The organism is Providencia sp. PROV003 (genome assembly GCF_045040775.1).
GTDB classification, from domain to species: domain Bacteria; phylum Pseudomonadota; class Gammaproteobacteria; order Enterobacterales; family Enterobacteriaceae; genus Providencia; species Providencia huashanensis.
This window is the reverse complement of sequence record NZ_CP096369.1, coordinates 3186340-3205874: the sequence shown is the minus strand read 5'-3', so window position 1 is coordinate 3205874 and position 19535 is coordinate 3186340. Positions and strand designations below refer to the sequence as shown.

Sequence of the window (19535 nt, the reverse complement as noted above, 5' to 3'; positions counted from 1 at the left end):
GGCATAAAAATGCCAAGGAATTGTCAGAACGACAACCCAGTAAGCTGAGGGAACACCCAATTGGTAATTTCGCTCAGGCAGGGTTATCGCAGTATAAAACTGTGAAAGCCTGAGCTTTGGCGATTACCAAAGAAGTGTGAATATTCAATTAAATCACACAACAACATAGATTAGCCTCCTTATTATTTAGTTAAGTTGAACAATGTCGGTATCATAGCAAATAGACTGTTTAAGGAGCAATGTCCTAAAATGCGCTGTTTAATTTATCTACTCAGAAGTAAGTTATTGGTATAAACAAAACTTATACAGCTAATGATGAGATGAATAAAATTTCTGATGGTTGGGATTTTAGCGAGTAATACATAAAATTGATGCTCAAATTATAAGGGAATGACTAATGAACGTAGAAATAAAACCCGCAACACGCCAAGATGCTGCATTAATTTTAGACATGATCATCGAGTTGGCTGATTATGAAAAGGCTCGTCATGAAGTAAAAGCCTCCGTTACTGACATTGAAAATTCGTTATTCGGTTCAGATTCAAATACTGAAGCTTTAATTTGTTACATTGACGGGCAACCTGCAGGATATGCCGTATTTTTTACAAGTTATTCAACTTGGCTAGGGAATAATGGAATATATTTAGAGGATTTATACGTTTCTCCTGATTACAGAGGCGCTGGTGCAGGGAAAAAATTATTGAAATACATTGCAACGCTTGCTGTAGAGCGCAAATGTCAGCGCCTTGAATGGAGCGTTTTAGACTGGAATCAGCCCGCAATCGATTTTTATAAAAGTATCGGTGCACAGCCACAAGATGAGTGGGTTCGTTATCGGATGGATGAAAAAACAATTGCAATATTTGCTAGTTAATTTTTGTAGAAAATAAACAACTTGTAAATGTAATATTAAAGATGTTTTTAAAGTTTATTCAAGTAAGCCAGTAAATTAAATACTGGCTTTATTTTTGTATAAATATATACAATAAATGCCTTATTATCACTTTTTCTAATCTATTCTATTTTTTTGTGATGTACGGCAACTATACTTAAGATAAATCCTGATAAAATGTCGTTAAATTAGATAGATAGCTAATAATCGAACTGTATTTGGAAAAATGTAGCTCGATTAAAAAAAAGAAAGCATCACAACTTCAGTCTTAATCGTATTTATTTCGTATATAAACAGTTATACGGCTTTATTAATTTCACCAGGTTAATAATCAAAATAATTGTTGTTCATTGTTTTCTCATTTAATGGAAAAGGGATGGTATGAAAATAAATAAGCGAAAAGTATCGTTGTATCTCATTTTAATAATCATTATTGCCGTGGGCGGCTATTATTACTGGAGTGTGAACTCTGGGGGGCTACCTGCGGGCTTTGCGCAGAGTAACGGCCGTATTGAAGCTACTGAGATTGATATTGCGACTAAAACAGCAGGTAGAATTGAAACAATCAACGTAAAAGAAGGGGCCTTTGTTAAAGCAGGTCAAGAGCTCGCACGGATGGATACTCGTGCTCTTCAAGAGCAACTGCATGAAGTACAAGCACAATTGCGTCAAGCGATTAGTGCCGTCACTACGGCTGAATCTGCCTTAGCACAACGTAAGAGCGAAAAATTAGCCGCTCAAGCAGTCGTTCGCCAACGTGAAGCTGAGTTGAATGCCGCACAAAAACGGCTTAATCGTTCTAGAGCATTAGTCAGAACAAACGCCGTTTCACAGCAGCAAGTTGATGATGATACCGCGCAGATGCAAGGGGCTAGAGCCGCTTTAGAAGCTTCTAAAGCACAAGTTGCCGCATCGACTTCTGCCATTGATTCTGCTTCTGCAGGGATTGTACAAGCTAAAAACCGTGTTGAAGCCGCGACGGCTACAGAGCGCAGGATTTTAGCAGATTTAGACGATAGTATTTTAAAAGCCCCAAGAAATGGACGCGTTCAATACCGTGTAGCTGAGCCAGGAGAGGTACTTGGAGCCGGTGGGCGGGTCTTAAATATGGTTGATTTAAGCGATGTTTATATGACATTTTTCTTGCCGACAGAAGATGCAGGGAAAGTTGCGATAGGTAGCGATGTCCATATTATCCTTGATGCTGCGCCTAATATTGTTATTCCGGCAAAAACAACCTTTGTTGCCAGCGTGGCTCAATTCACCCCAAAAACGGTGGAAACCCAAAATGAACGCTTAAAGCTAATGTTCCGGGTTAGGGCGCGCATATCACCTGAATTATTAGAGCAACACCTTGAATACGTCAAAACGGGGTTACCAGGAAAGGCTTATGTGCGTTTAGACCCAAATGAGCCTTGGCCTGCTGAACTTGAGGTGAGATTACCGCAATGACCAACAAATTGATGGATGATGTGATAATCGATTTACAGCATGTCAGCCAGCATTATGGTGAAAATTGTGCGTTGGATGACATTGTTCTTTCTATCCCTGCGAGGAAAATGGTTGGGCTAATAGGGCCTGATGGAGTGGGTAAATCGAGTCTAATTTCACTAATTGCAGGGGCTAGGGCGATTCAGCAAGGCCACGTAAGGGTACTTGATGGGGATATGAATAGCGCTTTGCATCGCAGGGCAGTATGCCCACGAATTGCTTACATGCCGCAAGGGCTAGGAAAGAACCTGTACCACACACTATCCGTATATGAGAATGTGGATTTTTTTGGCCGGCTGTTTGGCCAATCAAAAGCTGAACGTGAGTACCGGATTCAAGACTTACTTGAAAGCACAGGGCTCGCTCCGTTTAAAGACCGACCCGCTGGTAAGCTATCGGGAGGGATGAAACAAAAATTAGGCCTATGTTGTGCGTTGATTCATGACCCGGATTTACTTATTTTAGATGAACCGACGACAGGGGTAGACCCATTATCTCGTGCGCAGTTCTGGGACCTGATTGACCGAATTCGTTTACGTCAAACAAACATGAGTGTATTAGTGGCAACCGCGTATATGGAAGAAGCGGAACGGTTCGATTGGTTGGTTGCGATGGACGACGGTAAAGTTTTAGCCACCGGTCACGCATCGGAGCTAAAAAAACAAACCCATTGTGATGATCTTGAAGCTGCGTTTATTCAATTGTTACCTAAAGAAAAACGCAGTGGCCACAAAAAAGTCATTATTCCCCCGCGTGATAAATCAAAAGATGATGTGATTGCGATTGAGGCGCAAGGCTTGACGATGCGCTTTGGTAATTTTGTGGCGGTTGACCATGTGAACTTAAAAATCCCTAAAGGGGAGATATTTGGTTTTTTAGGTTCTAACGGTTGTGGTAAATCGACCACCATGAAAATGCTAACCGGGCTATTACAAGCGAGTGAAGGACAAGCTTGGTTATTTGGGCAAGAAATTGACCCTAAAGATATTGAAACGCGTAAGCGTGTGGGCTATATGTCACAAGCCTTTTCCCTGTATAGCGAACTGAGTGTAGAGCAAAACCTTGAACTGCATGCGAAACTCTTTCATATTCCAGAAGATAACATTGCACAGCGTATTAATGACATGTGCCAACGCTTTGAGTTGGAAGATGTTAGAGAAACCATGCCAGATGATTTACCTCTAGGCATCCGCCAGCGCTTATCGTTGGCCGTTGCGGTGATACATGAACCAGAGATGTTAATCCTAGATGAACCTACCTCAGGGGTCGATCCTGTCGCGAGGGATATGTTCTGGAATTTGATGGTAGACCTATCAAGACGTGACGGTGTCACAATTTTTATTTCGACCCACTTTATGAATGAAGCTGAGCGTTGTGACCGAATTTCGTTGATGCATGCAGGGAAAGTACTGGATTGTGATACGCCAGTTAATTTAACCAAAAAAAGAGGTTTAGACACTCTTGAAGAAACCTTTATCGCCTATTTACAAGATGCTGTAGGGGAAGCGGGAGCTGAGCAAGAAACAGCCCCTGAATTCCATGTTGACCCTGCATTAAAAGAGCAAGCAACAGATGCACTTAAAAAGCGTTTTAGCTTACGTCGGTTATTCAGCTATTCCATTCGTGAAGGCATGGAGCTTCGCCGCGACCCGGTTCGTTCAACATTAGCGTTACTTGGAACAGTGATCCTAATGTTTATTATGGGTTATGGGATTAGCATGGACGTCGAAAACTTACGCTTTTCAGTACTAGATCGTGACCAAACGGGGTTAAGTCAAGGATATACTCTAAACCTCGCAGGTTCTCGTTATTTTATCGAGCAGCCGCCTATCAAAGATTATGATGATTTAGAGGCTGGAATGCGTAGCGGTAAGATTACCGTTGCTATAGAAATCCCACCTAACTTTGCGAGGGATGTTGCTCGAGGAAATAATGTCAAAATTGGGGTATGGATTGATGGCGCAATGCCAAACCGAGCAGAAACGGTACGTGGCTACGTGCAAGCTATGCACCTTGCTTGGCTAAGTACAATGGCTGCTCGTCAACCTGTCGGGGTTGCAGGGATGCCGGCTATCGATATCGAAACTCGCTATCGTTATAACCCTGATGTTCGCAGCTTACCCGCTATTGTACCTGCGGTTATCCCGTTGTTATTAATGATGATCCCAGCCATGTTAAGTGCTCTTAGCGTGGTACGCGAAAAAGAATTAGGTTCGATAATCAATCTTTATGTCACCCCGATCACCAAATTAGAGTTTTTGCTTGGTAAACAATTGCCTTATATTTTATTAGGCATGTTTAACTTTTTATTACTGTGCATTTTATCGGTATATATATTTGGTGTGGAATTTAAGGGGAGCTTCCTAACGTTGACGTTAGCGGCTTTCTTGTATGTCAGTATTGCAACGGGGATTGGTTTACTCATTTCTTGTTTTATGAAAAGCCAAATCGCTGCTATTTTTGGTACATCAATCATTACTTTAATTCCTGCGACTCAATTTTCAGGAATGATTGACCCCGTATCTTCATTAGAAGGAATAGGTCGGTGGGTTGGTATGGTCTACCCGACATCACATTTCTTAACCATCACTCGGGGGACATTCTCTAAGGGGCTGAATTTATTTGATTTACAGGCATCATTTATCCCGCTACTTATCACGGTACCGCTTGTTATTGGCTTAAGCGTATTGTTTTTGAAAAAGCAGGAGGTTTAGTATGATGCGTAAAATACAAAATATCATCAACCTAGGGGTTAAAGAGTTACGCAGCTTAGGCCGAGATAAAGCGATGCTTGCATTGATCGTCTTTGCGTTTACCGTTTCGATTTATTCATCGGCAACGGTTACGCCGGGTTCGTTACATAACGCGCCTATTGCGATAGCCGATCAAGACCGCTCACAGTTATCGAATCGGATCATCAACAGCTTTTATGCCCCGTATTTTTTACCCCCGGCAGATATTACACCTGACCAAATTGACGGTTTATTAAATAGAGGTTCATACACCTTCGCACTCGATATTCCGCCTAATTTTCAAAAAGATGTTCTTGCAGGGCGACAACCTGAAATCCAAGTTAATATTGATGCAACACGGATGAGCCAAGCTTTTTTAGGAAATAGCTATATCCAAAATATTACATTAGGAGAGGTCAACGAGTTTTTAGCAAAGTATCGAAGTAATGCAAGCTTGCCAGTAGACTTAGAAGTGAGGATGCGTTTTAACCCTAATTTGACGCAATCGTGGTTCGGTTCCGTAATGGCGATTATCAACAATATCACGATGTTGTCTATTGTCTTGACTGGGGCTGCGTTAATCCGTGAACGGGAGCATGGCACAGTAGAGCACTTGATGGTGATGCCGTTGACGCCATTTGAAATCATGATGTCGAAAATATGGTCCATGGGGCTGGTGGTACTGATTGCATCGGGTGTTTCATTGTTGCTGGTGGTTAAAACCTTGCTGCAAGTCCCTATTGAGGGGTCTATATTGCTCTTTATGGGAGGGGTTGCGCTGAGTTTATTTGCGACGACGTCAATCGGGATTTTTATGGGAACTATCGCAAGGTCCATGCCTCAGTTCGGTCTATTGATGATTTTAGTTTTATTACCTTTAAATATGCTTTCTGGGGGAATGACGGCACGTGAGAGTATGCCTCAATTAGTGCAAGATATTATGCAAACTATGCCGACAACTCACTTTGTTAGCCTTGCGCAAGCTATTTTGTATCGTGGTGCAGGTTTCCAAATAGTTTGGCCGCAATTTGTTATTTTAATCGTCATTGGGAGTGTTTTCTTTACACTTGCATTGTTCCGCTTCCGCAAAACTATTGCCACGATGGCATAATCATAGAAAAAATACCTTCCTAACAACAAAACGCTTGCTGAAGAGTTCAGTAAGCGTTTTAATGTCGCACCTATTAATTGTATGACAATGATTAGGTTATACCTATCAAATCGATAGTGGGTACTGATTGGATTTAATTGCTGTAAAACAGTAACTTAATAGGCAACCAAACAGGAGAACATCATATGTCATTAATTAATACTCAAATCAAACCTTTTACTAACCAAGCATTCAAAGACGGTCAATTTATCGAAGTTTCTGAAAAAGACGTTGAAGGTAAATGGAGTGTTTTCTTCTTCTATCCAGCTGACTTTACTTTCGTTTGCCCAACGGAATTAGGCGATATTGCTGACCATTACGAAGAATTCCAAAAATTAGGTGTTGAGATTTTCTCTGTATCTACTGATACCCACTTTACACATAAAGCATGGCATGCAAGCTCAGACACTATTGGCAAAATTAAATATGCCATGATCGGTGACCCAACTGGCGCATTAACTCGTAACTTTGAAAATATGCGTGAGAATGAAGGTCTAGCAGACCGTGGTACGTTTGTTGTTGACCCACAAGGTATCATTCAAGCAATTGAAATCACTGCTGAAGGTATTGGCCGTGATGCTTCAGATTTACTGCGTAAAGTTAAAGCTGCGCAATACGTAGCTAGCCATCCAGGTGAAGTTTGCCCAGCGAAATGGAAAGAAGGTGATGCGACACTGTCTCCGTCTTTAGACTTAGTTGGCAAAATCTAATTAGTTTCTAGATTAATAAAAAAACTATTCAAGTTGCAGGTGTTTAGGCCTGCAACTTGAAGCATGGACGGGTATATGTACCCGATTTTATGATTAAAATTAAAGGGGATTACATGCTCGACAATAATTTACAGGCACAATTAAAAGCCTACTTAGAACGTTTAACTAAACCCGTTGAATTAGTTGCTAATATAGATGACAGCCAAAAATCAAATGAAATCAAACAGCTGTTAGAACAAATCGCATCACTATCAGATAAAGTCAGTGTGCGTGAAGAACGCAACGACGCGATAAGAACACCTTCTTTTTTAATTACCAACCCAGGAATAGATAGTGGTTTGCGTTTTGCAGGTTCGCCACTGGGACATGAATTTACCTCTCTTGTGCTGGCATTATTGCAAATTGGTGGTCATCCATCGAAAGAAGCACAAGAGTTATTGGAACAAGTTAAAGGCCTAGAAGGTGAGTTCCATTTTGAGACTTATTACTCGTTATCATGCCATAACTGCCCTGATGTTGTTCAAGCACTGAATTTAATGGCTGTATTGAACCCCAATGTTAGCCATACCGCGATTGACGGTGCGCTTTTTCAAAACGAAATTGACGAGCGTAATGTAATGGGCGTTCCTGCGGTTTTCCTTAATGGAAAAGAGTTTGGCCAAGGGCGTATGACATTAAGTGAGATTGTTAGCAAGGTTGATACCAACTCGGATGCACGCGCAGCAAAATCACTGACAGAACGTAAGCCATTTGAAGTACTGGTAATTGGCAGTGGCCCTGCGGGTGCTTCAGCTGCAATTTATACTGCTCGTAAAGGGATCCGTACTGGGGTGATCGGCGAGCGTTTTGGCGGCCAAGTAATGGATACCGTTGATATTGAAAACTATATTTCAGTGATTAAAACCGAAGGGGCAATTTTTGCGGGCGCGTTAAAAAATCATGTCGATAGTTATGATGTTGATGTCATTGATGGTCAATCGGTAGCGAAATTGATACCCGCAGCAGAGGAAGGTGGTTTACACCAAATTGAGACAGCATCAGGTGGTATCTTAAAATCACGCAGCATCATTATTTCTACGGGGGCTCGCTGGAGAAACATGGGCGTTCCTGGGGAACAAGAGTACCGCACTAAAGGCGTTACATTCTGCCCACATTGCGATGGTCCATTGTTTAAAGGTAAACGTGTAGCGGTAATTGGTGGTGGTAATTCAGGAATTGAAGCGGCTATCGATTTAGCGGGAGTCGTTGACCATGTTACTGTGCTTGAATTTGCACCAGAACTGAAAGCGGATTCTGTGTTACAAGAAAAAGCCCGCAGTTTAAGTAATGTCGATATTATTTTGAATGCACAAACCTTAGAGGTTAAAGGTGATGGTAGCAAAATGACGGGTCTTGAGTATAAAGACCGTACAGATGATAGCGTTCATTTACTTGAGGTTGCAGGGGCATTCGTACAAATCGGTTTATTACCCAACACCAATTGGTTGGGAGGTACCATCGCAAGAAACCGTATGGGTGAAATTGAAATCGACGCACGTAACGAAACGAGTGTTAAAGGTATTTTTGCCGCGGGGGACTGTACAACAGTACCTTATAAGCAAATTATTATTTCAGCCGGAGAAGGGGCAAAAGCCGCACTTAGCGCCTTTGATTACCTAATCCGCACAAGTACCAGAACCGCTGAATAGGTATAATTTACTTTATATTCAGTGAGTTGTAGTCAAAAGGCACTCGGGGGCGAGTGCCTTTTTTTTGTGCATAATCTGTACAAAAAAGGCTCAAAAGTGCCTAAAAGTGTTCAAGTGTGGACAACTTGTGGACGATCTAAACGCTGATTTGGTGGTACTTACAGCGGAGAAATACATCCCAGTGTGGACAATTTGTGGACATGCAAAAGTTAAATTTGTATTGCTTTTTGTCGTCAAAATCATCCTAAAACGAACAATCTATTAAGCTAACTCTGTTCCTCCCTTTAATGGGTTGTACGTAATCGCATCTTGAAGAAAGTCCGGTGCAAAGTGTGCGTAGGTCAGGGTTTGCTGTAATGTCGAGTGACCTAGGATCCTCTGCAAAGTAATAATACTGCCGCCATTCATCATAAAATGGGTTGCGAAGGTATGCCGTAATGCGTGCGTGGCTTGGCCCTGTGGCATGTCAGGCTTAATGGTCTTTATGTGTTTTCTAAACATATCGTAAGAAGTGTTTGGAAAAAGCAGACCGGATTTTCGCGTACACACAGCATCTGCGACTTCTTGGGAAATTGGCACAATGCGTGCTTTGCCCGTTTTGGTAAAAGTGAAACGGATTTTATTTTGGATCACGTGCTCGCGTTTTAATTTAACGGCTTCCCCCCAACGCGCACCGGTGCTTAAACATAAAATCGCCACTTTTTTATTATCACCTTTTAATATATTCAGCAGCAGCCCGATTTCTTCATGCGTTAAATAAGACATCTCAGTCGCTTTTTGCTTTAACCGTGATAGCCCTCGTATTGGGTGTTTACCCATAAATAAATCCGTGCGCTTTAAAGCGGTAAATATGCCGCTTATCGCTGAAAAATCACGGTTTATCGTGGAGGGCTTGATACCCGCAGCGAGCCGGAGTTCGCGGTAAAGTGCTAATTGCTTATCGGTTAATAAGCACATTGGCGGGTTATCGAGTGCGGTTGCAATGCGTGTTGCCCTTAATAACGTGTCCTGCGCATATTCGCTACTTTTGCCAAAGGTGTTCCACCACAAATCAATTAAGTCTTGTAGCGGCCGAATATCATTGGATTTATCTAACCAATCTTTGTGCATTTTGTTTGATAGGGCGTAACGCTCAAACAAAACGGCTTCGTGTTTTGTATCAAATCGACGTCTGACACGTTTTCCTTGACGGCCAGCCGGTCTAATGTCCACTTCATATTGACCATCTTCGAGTTTCTTAATTGCCATAAGAAAGCCCTCCGAGGGTCGATTGGCTTTGCGAGTTAACCTCACAAAATGCCTGATAAATTGTTAACCAGTTTTCTTGTCTGAGTGGGGCGAGCCTGAATTTTCGTGCCCAGTGTGCGCTAAAGCCGGTGCTATTTGGCCAGCTTCGGGATTCACCTCATCGAACATGAACCAATCGCGGTATTTTCTGAACCGTTTAACTGCAAATATTTTCACGCCAGATTCAAAGGTCATTTTTGATTTATCACTCTCATAGCCGTGATAAGTGGCATAGTTTAGCCCCGTCAAATCTGCCAACTCTCTTTTTGTCATTTGTTCGGAATTGCGAATAAGCCGCAATTTCTCTCCTTGCGTTCTTGACATTATATTGAGAACTCCATATTGTATCGAGTAATTGATATTTGCTTTGCATTGATGCAAAGAGTCCTAAAGCGCTAGAAAGCGCCTGACATAAGAGGGTAGCAGATGAGAGAGAAAATCGTAAGTCTGTCAGATGTTGTGACTGAGGAAAAATTCGCTGAGTTGATTGGTAAGCCAGCAAGCGCAGTGGCAGATATGCGTAAAGCAGGTAAGTTACCGATTGTTCAGATGAAAAGACCTGGCTCTAGTCGTGCGGAGAATTATGTGTATTTGCCAGCGTGGAATAATGGTTTAAGGCTGGCCTATGAGTCGTTACCCGCGGAAATGCGTGACGGTTGGTTGGTGTGGTTGGGCTTAGGTAAACCGCAATGAGTCAGGTTATTCGTGTGAGCCATCATTGTGCGGTGTATCGCGGGTTTACGATTATCACGTTACCACGTAAGAAGCAGACACCAATCACACGTTATCACGTTTGGCATGTAGGGGAGTCGTTCGGCAAGTTTGATGCAATGGCTGAAGCGACAAAATATATCGATGGGTTGTGGAGGATGAAAGGTGGAAAGTAATTTAACTTTAAATCAAAAATCTAATTTAATGACTTCATCAATTGATAATTTAATTATTAACGATAATCAAAATAAGCATTTTCAAAACATTATTGTTTCTAATTCTATTATCTCTGGGGAGTGTAGATTGTACAAAGACAATGTTCATATAGCGAACATCGTCTTTAAAAAATAACTTTCACTTTATTGTATTGTACAAAACGCTGATACCACTAGTTAACAAGCTAGAAGCTACATTTACTAAGACTTCTTTTGTACCTGTTTTAGTCGCTTTAACTAACTCGTCACCAAATGATGATGAGCCATCAATTGAATTAGGGATTAGCTTTAATAATTCTAATCCTTTGGATGTTAAAACAAGATTTTTAGCTTGTCTCGGGTCAATTTGACCTGTGATATAACCCGTTTCAATTAACCAGTCTATGGCTGATGAAACAAAGATAGAATTTAAGTTTACTTGTGGAGTGCCTGTATTTTCAGCTGAAATTATTTGGGTATCAGGAAATAAAGTGGATAGTAAAAAAGATGTTTTTACTGGAAACTTTTCATATAAATGAGCAAGTGTAATACCAGTAACCTCATTAAATTTAACAATATTTTCAGGAGTAGACATGGATAATCCTTTGTTATCGAAACAGGCCAAAAGCAATGATGAATTATACAATAAAATCAGTGAATTAATTGATTATCAGCTTGGACTAGTTTTTGATGCTTATACTAGCAAAAAACAATGGAATGATCTTCTTGCAAGTGCCGATTTAAACCAAATAGCGGAAGCGCTAGCTAATAACTTGCACAGTGCGGGACTTGATGTAGTTACAGCCAGAAGAATTCTAAATAAGTAATGTTAGGTGGCTGTTATGCCTGATTCTGGTCAAGAAATTGCAGGCATAGCAAATATACCACACACCATGTTGCCGATCATGGTTAAAAAAATCGGATTAAATATCGTAAGGTGATTATTAATATAGAAAATAATTAGAGTTAGATAGCAATTAAATAATCAAACTAATAAACAATGACCTTTATCGGTCAGGGCTTTTTATTACCTAAAAATGAGGTTTTAAAATGAGACATATTCCAGACCCTATATTTACCCCTGTGGCTGAAAATATAAAAGCTAATCGAGAAGATGAGCGTAAATCATTAATGAATCGTTTTGCTGATCGCCAACGTCAATTAGCCGACAAAGTATTAACAGAGAAATTAGATTATGCGCAAATTCATCAGCTATTGATTGATGAAGCGGATAAATTCGAGTCACAAGCGGGAGATCTTAATTATGTCTGATGTTATCGACCGCGCCAATGAACATGCGGCATTAGTGCTAGAACAAAATATCCAAGCTGCGAGGAAGCCAGTGAATAGGGTATCTGCGTTTGAATGTGAGAATTGTGATCACCCAATACCAGAAGCCCGCCGCCAAGCGGTGATTGGCTGCACCTTGTGTATTGACTGCCAAATTCTGTTTGAACTGAAAGAAAAACATTATCACAGCGTATGAGAAATCATTTTCTGTAAGCAAATAAAAAGCACACAACCTGCGGGATAGACGCTGATTGTGTGCTCTAAGGTTATCACATGAAATCATATCATATTCAGGCGTTATTGCCTCGCCTTATACACGACTTTCAATTTAAAGAGCAAAATGGCTATTTGCGCCAAGGTGTGTGCCCAAATTGTAAGAAAAAAGAGCTATTTACCTCAATTGAAATGCCGTTTGTGTTGCGTTGTGGCCGTGAAAATAAATGCGGCGCTGAGTTGATTGTAAAAGAGATTTATCCCGATATATTTGATGACTGGTCAGCACACTACACCAAGACGCAACAAGCACCAAATGCAGCCGCAGATGCCTATTTACAGCACGCCAGAGGGCTAGACATCGCCCCGTTGAAAGGATTGTATTCCGAGTCTAGCTATCATGCCAATGGGTTAGGTGCGGCAACGGTGAAATTTGCTTTACCCGAGGGGGCATATTGGGAGCGAATTATTGATAGACCCTCACGGTTTGATCGCAAAGCTAATTTTTTTGGTTCGTATAAAGGGCATTGGTGGACACTGCCGCAACAGGATTTGACTCAAGCTAAAGAGATTTGGCTGACTGAGGGGATCTTTGATGCGTTGAGCTTGATTCAAAATGGTATTCCGGCTGTTTCTCTAATGACTTGCCATAACTACCCTGAAATTGCTTTAAGTGCGCTGAGAACAGCGCTAGGTAATAATAGAAAGCCGCTTTTAGTTTGGGCGTTGGATAATGGCGCAGCCGGTGAACGCGCAATGAAAAAGTTTGTTGCCCGCAGTATCGATGATGGCTGGAAAGTCACGGCCGCGAGACCCGCTGAAAAAGAGTGTGGCAACGATTGGAATGACTTGCATATGAAAGGCAAGCTAACGGAGCGCGATATGGCCCGTTATCGCTATTACGGCAAGTTGTTGTTAGCCTCAACCGCGTTTGAAAAGGCGCGTTTAATGTTTAACTGGACGGAGCGTTCAGAGTTCGATTTTCAGCACGATAACCGCTTGTATTGGTTTAAGTTGGATATCGATAAAATGATGAAAACCATTGAGCGTATTCATGATGCCGAACCCGATTTAGATGAAGATGAAGCCAGACAAAAAGCGGTAAAAGAGTCCGGTACGGTAGTTGAAATCGCCAATTGTTATCCCACTCCGCTATATTTCCAAAAGTCCGTTGAAACTGACGAATCATGGTATTACATGCGCGTCGACTTCCCTCGCCAGCCACAAGTTAAAGCCACGTTTACCGCCTCACAGTTAACCAGTGCCAGTGAATTCAAAAAGCGTTTATTGCATGTGGCCAAAGGGGCGGTTTATACCGGCACAACTTTGCAATTGGACCGCATTTGCAAGCAAGCCTTGCCTGATATTAAAGAGGTGATCACGCAAAATTATGTGGGTTATAACAAAGAGTATGGTGTGTATGTGTTTAATGATGTTGCGGTGCAGGATGGTAAGTGTTTTACGTTAAATGAGGAAGATTATTTCTCTCTCAATAAGTTGGATATCAAGACGTTAAGCCTTAGCCCATCATTGGCCATTAATACCGATTTTAGCGAATTTGATACCAGCTGGTTAAGTTCTCTTTGGGATGCGTTTGGTGCAAAAGGTTATGTGGTATTGGCGTTCTGGTTGGGTTCGTTCTTTGCGGAGCAGATACGCAAGACTCATAAAAGCTACCCATTTTTAGAAATTTGCGGTGAGCCTGGTTCTGGTAAAAGTACGTTGATTGAGTTTTTATGGCGTTTATGTGGCCGCGCAGATTATGAGGGGTTTGATGCATCAAAATCGAGTGTTGCCGCTCGAGGGCGAAACTTTTCACAGATTAGTAATTTGCCGGTGTGTTTAATTGAAAGTGATCGCGTGCAAGATAATGCAAAGCTGAAAGCGTTTGATTGGGAAGAACTTAAGTCACTGTATAACGGCCGTGCCACGCGTTCGTTAGGGGTGAAAAATAGCGGTAATGAGACCTACGAGCCATTATTTAAAGGCAGTATTGTGATTGCACAGAATGCAGAGATAAACGCTTCACGCGCCGTTTTAGAGCGGATTATTCACCTCTATACTGATAAAGCCGAGCAAAGCGTTGAAACCCGTTATGCCGCCATAGCCCTTGAACGTTATCCCATTGAAAGGTTATCTGGTTTTTTACCAACTGTATTGATGAAAGAAGCGGCGATATTAAAGCAATACAATGAGCGCGTAGATGGCTTACAGGCGCAGTTATTTGCGGATAAGGCGATTAACCATGAGCGGATCGCCAAGAATCACGCACAATTAATTGCCTTGCTAGAAACGTTAGCATTAGTTCTTCCCGTAAAAGCGGCCCATATTCGCCAAACTCGCGACTTTATTATTGAGTTGGCCAAACAACGTGTCCAAGCGATCCAACTTGACCAGCCACAAGTGATGGAGTTTTGGGAACTGTTTGATTATTTACACGATAACGAGGCTTTTGGTGTGAATCACAGTAGTGAAAAGGGTGTTTATGCAGTGAATTTTAACCATATTGCACAGGTGGCTAGTGAGTACCGTCAGTCTATGCAATTGAATACTGATATTAAGAATTTATTGAAAGCGGGGCGTATGCGTAAGTTTGTGGGCGTTAAGACGGTGAGAAGTGTGGTGAACAGTCAATTTAATAACACGCTTGCGGTGGGGAGTACGCTTAAGAGGCCTGAAGTGATTAAGTGCTGGGTATTTCAGGAAAACAGTGAGAGTTAGTTTTCTCCTCTATTTATCTATAGGCTGCCGATGTGCAGCCTTTCTTTTATCTATCGATAAACCCCATGAATTAAGTAAATGCTCATCATCAATATTCTATGAAAGCGTAGGTAAGTAAATCAATGGATAACAGAGTAAGAGTTGACTGTTATTTAATCTCTTTTATAAATATAGAGAATTTATGGGAGGGGTTCGGAAAGCGGTTACAATGGTTACAAAATTAAAATAGTCTTGTATCTTATTGATAATAGATATAAATATAGGAATAGTAAAAGGTTACAAATGGGTTACTTTGTGGTTACGTGTAACCGTTTTAAGAGGTTACAAATTAAAAGTATAACTTATTGTTTTATAAGGGTGTAACTTTTTAACTCCTGTTTTGTAACCCGTTGTAACCAGTAAAAAGTTACAACGGAGTTGTTTTAAATCAGTGGGTTACAGGTGTTTTTGGTAAGTTGTAACCGATGTAACCGGTTTCCGAGAGGGGCCCCATTTTAATTAGCAATTGAACGAGAGGATTATTAAATGAGACCTTTATTATTCAGTATCTACAATTTCACAAAAGTAGCTATCTACGATTAAGCGAATAAAACGCCACCAAGCATAGATAATTGTAGGTTGAATGGCATCAATATCATCTAATAGCCCATGAGCTACTTCATTACGTAGATTTGGTCCGCCTGATTCGGTAAAAAGCATTTTCATTTCAAATAATAAATTCTCATCAAATATTTCATTGGTTTCTTTTTTATCTAACAGCGTACTTAAACCAGCTTCCATTTCTTCTTGCTCAGAAGTGATGGTAGTTGTGCTAACATTACTGAATTTTAGAATACTCCGGAAAAAATTTTCAACTTGAGGGCATAGTAAATAAATCGCTGTAGAAAAATCTTTTTGTAATCCTAACATTATTAGTTTTTTAAAAATTTGCTTTCTTTCAGTAGGTATGAAAAGAGAGTGTTGAATAATATTTTCAATACTATCATCTAAAAGTTGTGTGTTTTCATATTTTTTCATTATCTCATCTATTAAAGGTAGAATTAAGCGTTGTATTAATGATGCATGTGTAATAACATCAATGAAACACTCATCTATAAATATTTCATCATTAGTATTGTCAAAGTTAAAACTTAAAGGAGGTAATCTATTGATAACTCGCCCATCTTTAGATAAGTTAATTTTGCTAGATAGGTTTCGAAAAAATGAATTTCTCACCCTTTCTTTTACTTCTTTAATTGTTTTTTCTTTATTTATGGTATGATCTAACGTTAATAAGAAAAATAACATTTCTATTGGATTTGAAAAGGTGTTTATTTTTTTAATAAGTTCATTTATATAATTGGAAAATGCAGATGGAAGTTCTGTTTTAGTATTAATGCTTATTAAGTTACTGACAATCTGTGCTCCTGCTGGTTGTAATTTTAGTTCTATAGTTTTTATTTTTTCATCTATATTAAATATACCTCTTTCTTTTTTTGGGATTTTCCTAAAATATAATAAAGATATATTGAAAGAGTATAATGATTGCATGTCTGTTGATTTTGATGCTAGATCATAGTATAAGTCTCCTATTCTTTTATATGTGTAATATTCCAAGTGTTCATTTTTTTCTTTTCTATAAATATATGATAATAAGTCTAAATAGTCTTTTGTTTGATTTGCATTGCCAGTTTCTATTGATTTCTCTATCAAAGATTCAAATACCGGAAGCCAGTTTTGATACTCAGTTATTTGAGTTACGTATAAAAAAGTAAATAATGCAAAACACCAATTATAATTTATGTCATAAGATGTTTTCTCTTCAGTTTCATTTGTTATGATGCTGAGTATTTTATTGGTTAGCGTGTCAGATAAAACATTAATCTTGGGGTTGTTTAATTTACTTATACTTGCGGCTTTTTTCATGGCTATGCCATAATATCCAAACCACTCATTATGCTTTAGATTGAAATTAATTGCCTCATTTAGTGCTAGAGCAATATACTTTAATTTCTCCTGTCTTTTTCTGCTTGAAATAAAATCATATGCTTTGAATTTTAAGATCGGATATTGAATATTCTCAATCATAATAATTAAATTATCAATGTCATTATCAGTGATTGAATGTAGAATGTCATCATTTCCATCACCTAATGTATAGCTTGTAAATTTTTGATTCTTGAAGTTATAATCAATGGATATTATAAATAAAAATAAATTAAAAATGTATTTTTTGTTAATGTCATTGTTGTTAATAATATCATTATATGGACGTTTTAAATTATAAAGATTGCGAAACTGTAAGTTTACGGTTTGGAACTTTGAGTAATCAAAGCTATTGAAATCTTCAACTGTTAATAATGGGCCATTTGAGTAATCGATACCTTCTTCAAAAAAACTCAACATATTATATCTCCTAAAAATATCAAATATTACTTTCTATTTATATTATTCGTATTAGTAATTATTTAAAAGACACTTTTTCTGAAAAATAAAAAACTCAGAGTTATGACGGTAAATTTGTTTGTTTTTTGAACTAGCAATCCATTGTGTCAGTATTTTATAGTATTTAATAGAGTAACTGAAATATTGCTACACAAATCTGCACGAAAATGCACAAATTTTATTACCTTTAATTTTCTATACAAGGCCAGAGTCAGTGAGGGTTAAGCTTGTTTGCACACCCGCACAAAAACCCACCCCTTTTGTGTGCGGGCGAGGCGGGGGAGCAAGCGCGCGCAAAGGGGTAAAGATGGGCCGCGCTGGCTATGGTGTGATCAGCCTATAAGTGGGGTTATTTGAGAGTCAGTAGCCCGTAGCAGTGAGATTGAGTAAAAAAACAAGTATTGCTATGTGGAAATTATGAAATGGCACTGAGATTGTTTTAATCGCTTTTGTGGGTAATATATTAATCTAATAAGTATCAAAGATAAGGAATAGTACGTGAGTGAGATTTATCTTATGTACCTAAGGTAAATTTAACATTAAGACTATGCACTGATATTTGTTAATGATAAATGGAATTGTTATGTTTGATGGTCTTGGTTATGTTGTTGCGATCGGTGCGGTAGTCTTAATTACTTTATGTATAACCTACTTGATTTCAATTGGAAATGCTTTCAACGATACAATACCAAAGGATAAAACCTCAGAATGTAATTCTGAAAAATTTCTTGCTAAGGATGATGAAGAGAATAGTTTTAAAAGTAAATTAAAAAATAATAAAAAGGTTTATAAATGGAGAAGTCTGATTATTGCCTCTATTTTTATTCCATTTTTAAATTTTATATACTATTGTAATGTTGGGATTTATTTTGTTAAAGATAAAGGTGAAATATTTTTTGGTATTTTCACATTTTTCATATTTACATTTTTGAATTTTTTTCTGGTTGTTTTTAGGTTCAAAAAATCAAGTGAATTTGTTGGTGCATTCTTAATATCTTTTGTTGCATACAATATTATTTATTTTCCTCAGAAATTAAATGTTGATTTTGAAAATAAAATACATTCATTTATTGCTAATGGAGACACTAACTCTTTAGAAAAAGAATTAGGGAAAAATTGTAGTTTAGTTGAGTATGAACTAGACGATTATATATGGTATGCATTATTTCGGTCTGAAGCCCCCATTGACTCTTTAGAGTTTTTATTTGGCTGCCAATTTCATGAAGATAACTTTGATGTTAATAAAATAGAAGAAGGTAGACATTACCTCCGGTCTTTTTTTGATAAAAAAATATCAAAGAATATGACTATAAATCATAATCTTGAGGCTCTTTTTGCTGAAAAATATTTCACTTTACTAGATGAAGAATCAAAACAAAAATTAATATGGGAATTAGTATATAAAATTGCAACTGAAAGTAAGAAGGAATACAATGATATATATATTAGTAGATTAGATAAGTTAATTGATTTAAATCCAAACATTGCTAGTTATGTTAATCTTCGAGACATTGATTATCATAAAATGATAGAGTATAGAGAAGTTAATGCGGCAAATTATTTTTTAACAAGATTGCCGCCTAGTAATGAAGATTACAAATTAGCAATGAATATATTGACGAATAATTTACCTTTCATCACTGAGAAAATTAAGAGTGATAGAGGTGTTTTAGAAAATACAACCATCAATGATATTGATTCCTACTTTTATAAAAAGAAAAATATAAATCTAATTTTTTATGCATTTTATGTTGGTAATGCAGAAATGATTAATTATTTGATTGAAAATAAATTGTTTAAAATCGAAGATTATAACTATGAAATGAAAACGACTGGCAGTTATGAAGCAGGTTGCAACAACTACTTAGTTACAGGTATCGCTGAGAGTTGGACTCTTAATGAAGATGAGAAAAAAGCATTGCTACAAAAATTAAAAGGTTTACCAAATATTTGTGACCGAATGATTGAAGTGGAATTAAATAAAATTGATGAGATGTTAGCCAAGTATAAGTCTTAATCGCTGCCTAGATAA

General features: G+C 38.7%; 17 protein-coding genes. 13 read left to right on the top strand and 4 right to left on the bottom strand.

The features are described 5' to 3' along the window. The first annotated feature begins 397 nt into the window (after positions 1-397). The 6 genes from M1F14_RS14715 (at position 398) to ahpF (ending at position 8663) form a co-directional block, all read left to right on the top strand. Positions 398-874 carry a GNAT family N-acetyltransferase gene (locus M1F14_RS14715; protein WP_042843836.1) on the top strand — a complete coding sequence of 159 codons (477 nt, stop codon included), beginning with the start codon at positions 398-400 and terminating at the stop codon, positions 872-874. A 399-nt stretch (positions 875-1273) separates the two neighbouring features. After that, entirely contained in the window at positions 1274-2344 is a 1071-nt protein-coding gene (locus M1F14_RS14710) for an HlyD family secretion protein (RefSeq protein WP_042843835.1), read from the top strand. Further along, positions 2341-5097 carry a ribosome-associated ATPase/putative transporter RbbA gene (gene rbbA / locus M1F14_RS14705; RefSeq protein WP_181469263.1) on the top strand — a complete coding sequence of 919 codons (2757 nt, stop codon included), beginning with the start codon at positions 2341-2343 and terminating at the stop codon, positions 5095-5097. Before M1F14_RS14710 ends, rbbA begins: the two co-directional genes overlap by 4 nt. Before the next feature lie 4 nt (positions 5098-5101). Continuing rightward, a complete protein-coding gene (locus M1F14_RS14700; protein WP_162493717.1) occupies positions 5102-6226 on the top strand; it encodes an ABC transporter permease in 1125 nt (374 codons plus the stop codon). 185 nt (positions 6227-6411) lie between these two features. Beyond that, positions 6412-6975 carry an alkyl hydroperoxide reductase subunit C gene (gene ahpC / locus M1F14_RS14695; RefSeq protein ID WP_042843832.1) on the top strand — a complete coding sequence of 188 codons (564 nt, stop codon included), beginning with the start codon at positions 6412-6414 and terminating at the stop codon, positions 6973-6975. Positions 6976-7088: 113 nt separating this feature from the next. After that, on the top strand, positions 7089-8663 hold the full coding sequence (ahpF, locus tag M1F14_RS14690; protein WP_181469264.1) for an alkyl hydroperoxide reductase subunit F: 1575 nt from the start codon (positions 7089-7091) through the stop codon (positions 8661-8663). A 261-nt stretch (positions 8664-8924) separates the two neighbouring features. Here ahpF and M1F14_RS14685 read toward each other — a convergent pair whose 3' ends face one another. Next, the gene (locus M1F14_RS14685) at positions 8925-9911 is read right to left on the bottom strand and encodes a tyrosine-type recombinase/integrase (RefSeq protein ID WP_181469265.1); all 987 of its coding nucleotides are present in this window, start codon (positions 9909-9911) and stop codon (positions 8925-8927) included. 63 nt (positions 9912-9974) lie between these two features. Continuing rightward, complete coding sequence (locus tag M1F14_RS14680) at positions 9975-10274, bottom strand: helix-turn-helix transcriptional regulator (protein ID WP_004254765.1); 300 nt, start codon at positions 10272-10274, stop codon at positions 9975-9977. Positions 10275-10376: 102 nt separating this feature from the next. Here M1F14_RS14680 and M1F14_RS14675 point away from each other — a divergent pair, with 102 nt between their 5' ends. Beyond that, positions 10377-10643 carry a Cox family DNA-binding protein gene (locus M1F14_RS14675; protein ID WP_076913935.1) on the top strand — a complete coding sequence of 89 codons (267 nt, stop codon included), beginning with the start codon at positions 10377-10379 and terminating at the stop codon, positions 10641-10643. Next, positions 10640-10837 carry a hypothetical protein gene (locus M1F14_RS14670; RefSeq protein ID WP_181469266.1) on the top strand — a complete coding sequence of 66 codons (198 nt, stop codon included), beginning with the start codon at positions 10640-10642 and terminating at the stop codon, positions 10835-10837. Before M1F14_RS14675 ends, M1F14_RS14670 begins: the two co-directional genes overlap by 4 nt. A 178-nt stretch (positions 10838-11015) precedes the next feature. Here M1F14_RS14670 and M1F14_RS14665 read toward each other — a convergent pair whose 3' ends face one another. Then, positions 11016-11450 (bottom strand): hypothetical protein, encoded by a 435-nt coding sequence (locus M1F14_RS14665; RefSeq protein ID WP_181469267.1) that lies wholly within the window; start codon positions 11448-11450, stop codon positions 11016-11018. On the opposite strand from M1F14_RS14665, the gene M1F14_RS14660 reads away from it, so the two are divergent. The 4 genes from M1F14_RS14660 to M1F14_RS14645 all read left to right on the top strand — a co-directional run bounded on the left by M1F14_RS14660 (position 11449) and on the right by M1F14_RS14645 (position 15079). Then, a complete protein-coding gene (locus M1F14_RS14660; RefSeq protein WP_181469268.1) occupies positions 11449-11682 on the top strand; it encodes a hypothetical protein in 234 nt (77 codons plus the stop codon). The genes M1F14_RS14665 and M1F14_RS14660 overlap by 2 nt on opposite strands. A 223-nt stretch (positions 11683-11905) precedes the next feature. Then, positions 11906-12127 carry a DUF2732 family protein gene (locus M1F14_RS14655; RefSeq protein ID WP_004254744.1) on the top strand — a complete coding sequence of 74 codons (222 nt, stop codon included), beginning with the start codon at positions 11906-11908 and terminating at the stop codon, positions 12125-12127. Next, positions 12120-12341, top strand: a complete 222-nt coding sequence (locus tag M1F14_RS14650; RefSeq protein WP_076913940.1) for a TraR/DksA family transcriptional regulator — start codon at positions 12120-12122, stop codon at positions 12339-12341. The genes M1F14_RS14655 and M1F14_RS14650 overlap by 8 nt, the downstream gene beginning before the upstream one ends. 77 nt (positions 12342-12418) lie before the next feature. Beyond that, a complete protein-coding gene (locus M1F14_RS14645) occupies positions 12419-15079 on the top strand; it encodes a toprim domain-containing protein (protein WP_181469269.1) in 2661 nt (886 codons plus the stop codon). Positions 15080-15616: 537 nt separating this feature from the next. Here the strand turns inward: M1F14_RS14645 and M1F14_RS14640 are convergent. After that, complete coding sequence (locus tag M1F14_RS14640; protein ID WP_181469270.1) at positions 15617-17464, bottom strand: DUF4209 domain-containing protein; 1848 nt, start codon at positions 17462-17464, stop codon at positions 15617-15619. A gap of 622 nt (positions 17465-18086) precedes the next feature. Here M1F14_RS14640 and M1F14_RS14635 point away from each other — a divergent pair. Continuing rightward, the gene (locus tag M1F14_RS14635) at positions 18087-19520 is read left to right on the top strand and encodes a hypothetical protein (RefSeq protein WP_181469271.1); all 1434 of its coding nucleotides are present in this window, start codon (positions 18087-18089) and stop codon (positions 19518-19520) included. Positions 19521-19535: the final 15 nt, after the last annotated feature.

Coding starts and splice junctions, on each gene's coding strand:
- M1F14_RS14715 (WP_042843836.1), top strand. CDS start 398: ATGAACGTAGAAATAAAACCCGCAACACGCCAAGATGCTGCATTAATT.
- M1F14_RS14710 (WP_042843835.1), top strand. CDS start 1,274: ATGAAAATAAATAAGCGAAAAGTATCGTTGTATCTCATTTTAATAATC.
- rbbA (WP_181469263.1), top strand. CDS start 2,341: ATGACCAACAAATTGATGGATGATGTGATAATCGATTTACAGCATGTC.
- M1F14_RS14700 (WP_162493717.1), top strand. CDS start 5,102: ATGCGTAAAATACAAAATATCATCAACCTAGGGGTTAAAGAGTTACGC.
- ahpC (WP_042843832.1), top strand. CDS start 6,412: ATGTCATTAATTAATACTCAAATCAAACCTTTTACTAACCAAGCATTC.
- ahpF (WP_181469264.1), top strand. CDS start 7,089: ATGCTCGACAATAATTTACAGGCACAATTAAAAGCCTACTTAGAACGT.
- M1F14_RS14685 (WP_181469265.1), bottom strand. CDS start 9,911: ATGGCAATTAAGAAACTCGAAGATGGTCAATATGAAGTGGACATTAGA.
- M1F14_RS14680 (WP_004254765.1), bottom strand. CDS start 10,274: ATGTCAAGAACGCAAGGAGAGAAATTGCGGCTTATTCGCAATTCCGAA.
- M1F14_RS14675 (WP_076913935.1), top strand. CDS start 10,377: ATGAGAGAGAAAATCGTAAGTCTGTCAGATGTTGTGACTGAGGAAAAA.
- M1F14_RS14670 (WP_181469266.1), top strand. CDS start 10,640: ATGAGTCAGGTTATTCGTGTGAGCCATCATTGTGCGGTGTATCGCGGG.
- M1F14_RS14660 (WP_181469268.1), top strand. CDS start 11,449: ATGGATAATCCTTTGTTATCGAAACAGGCCAAAAGCAATGATGAATTA.
- M1F14_RS14665 (WP_181469267.1), bottom strand. CDS start 11,450: ATGTCTACTCCTGAAAATATTGTTAAATTTAATGAGGTTACTGGTATT.
- M1F14_RS14655 (WP_004254744.1), top strand. CDS start 11,906: ATGAGACATATTCCAGACCCTATATTTACCCCTGTGGCTGAAAATATA.
- M1F14_RS14650 (WP_076913940.1), top strand. CDS start 12,120: ATGTCTGATGTTATCGACCGCGCCAATGAACATGCGGCATTAGTGCTA.
- M1F14_RS14645 (WP_181469269.1), top strand. CDS start 12,419: ATGAAATCATATCATATTCAGGCGTTATTGCCTCGCCTTATACACGAC.
- M1F14_RS14640 (WP_181469270.1), bottom strand. CDS start 17,464: ATGTTGAGTTTTTTTGAAGAAGGTATCGATTACTCAAATGGCCCATTA.
- M1F14_RS14635 (WP_181469271.1), top strand. CDS start 18,087: ATGTTTGATGGTCTTGGTTATGTTGTTGCGATCGGTGCGGTAGTCTTA.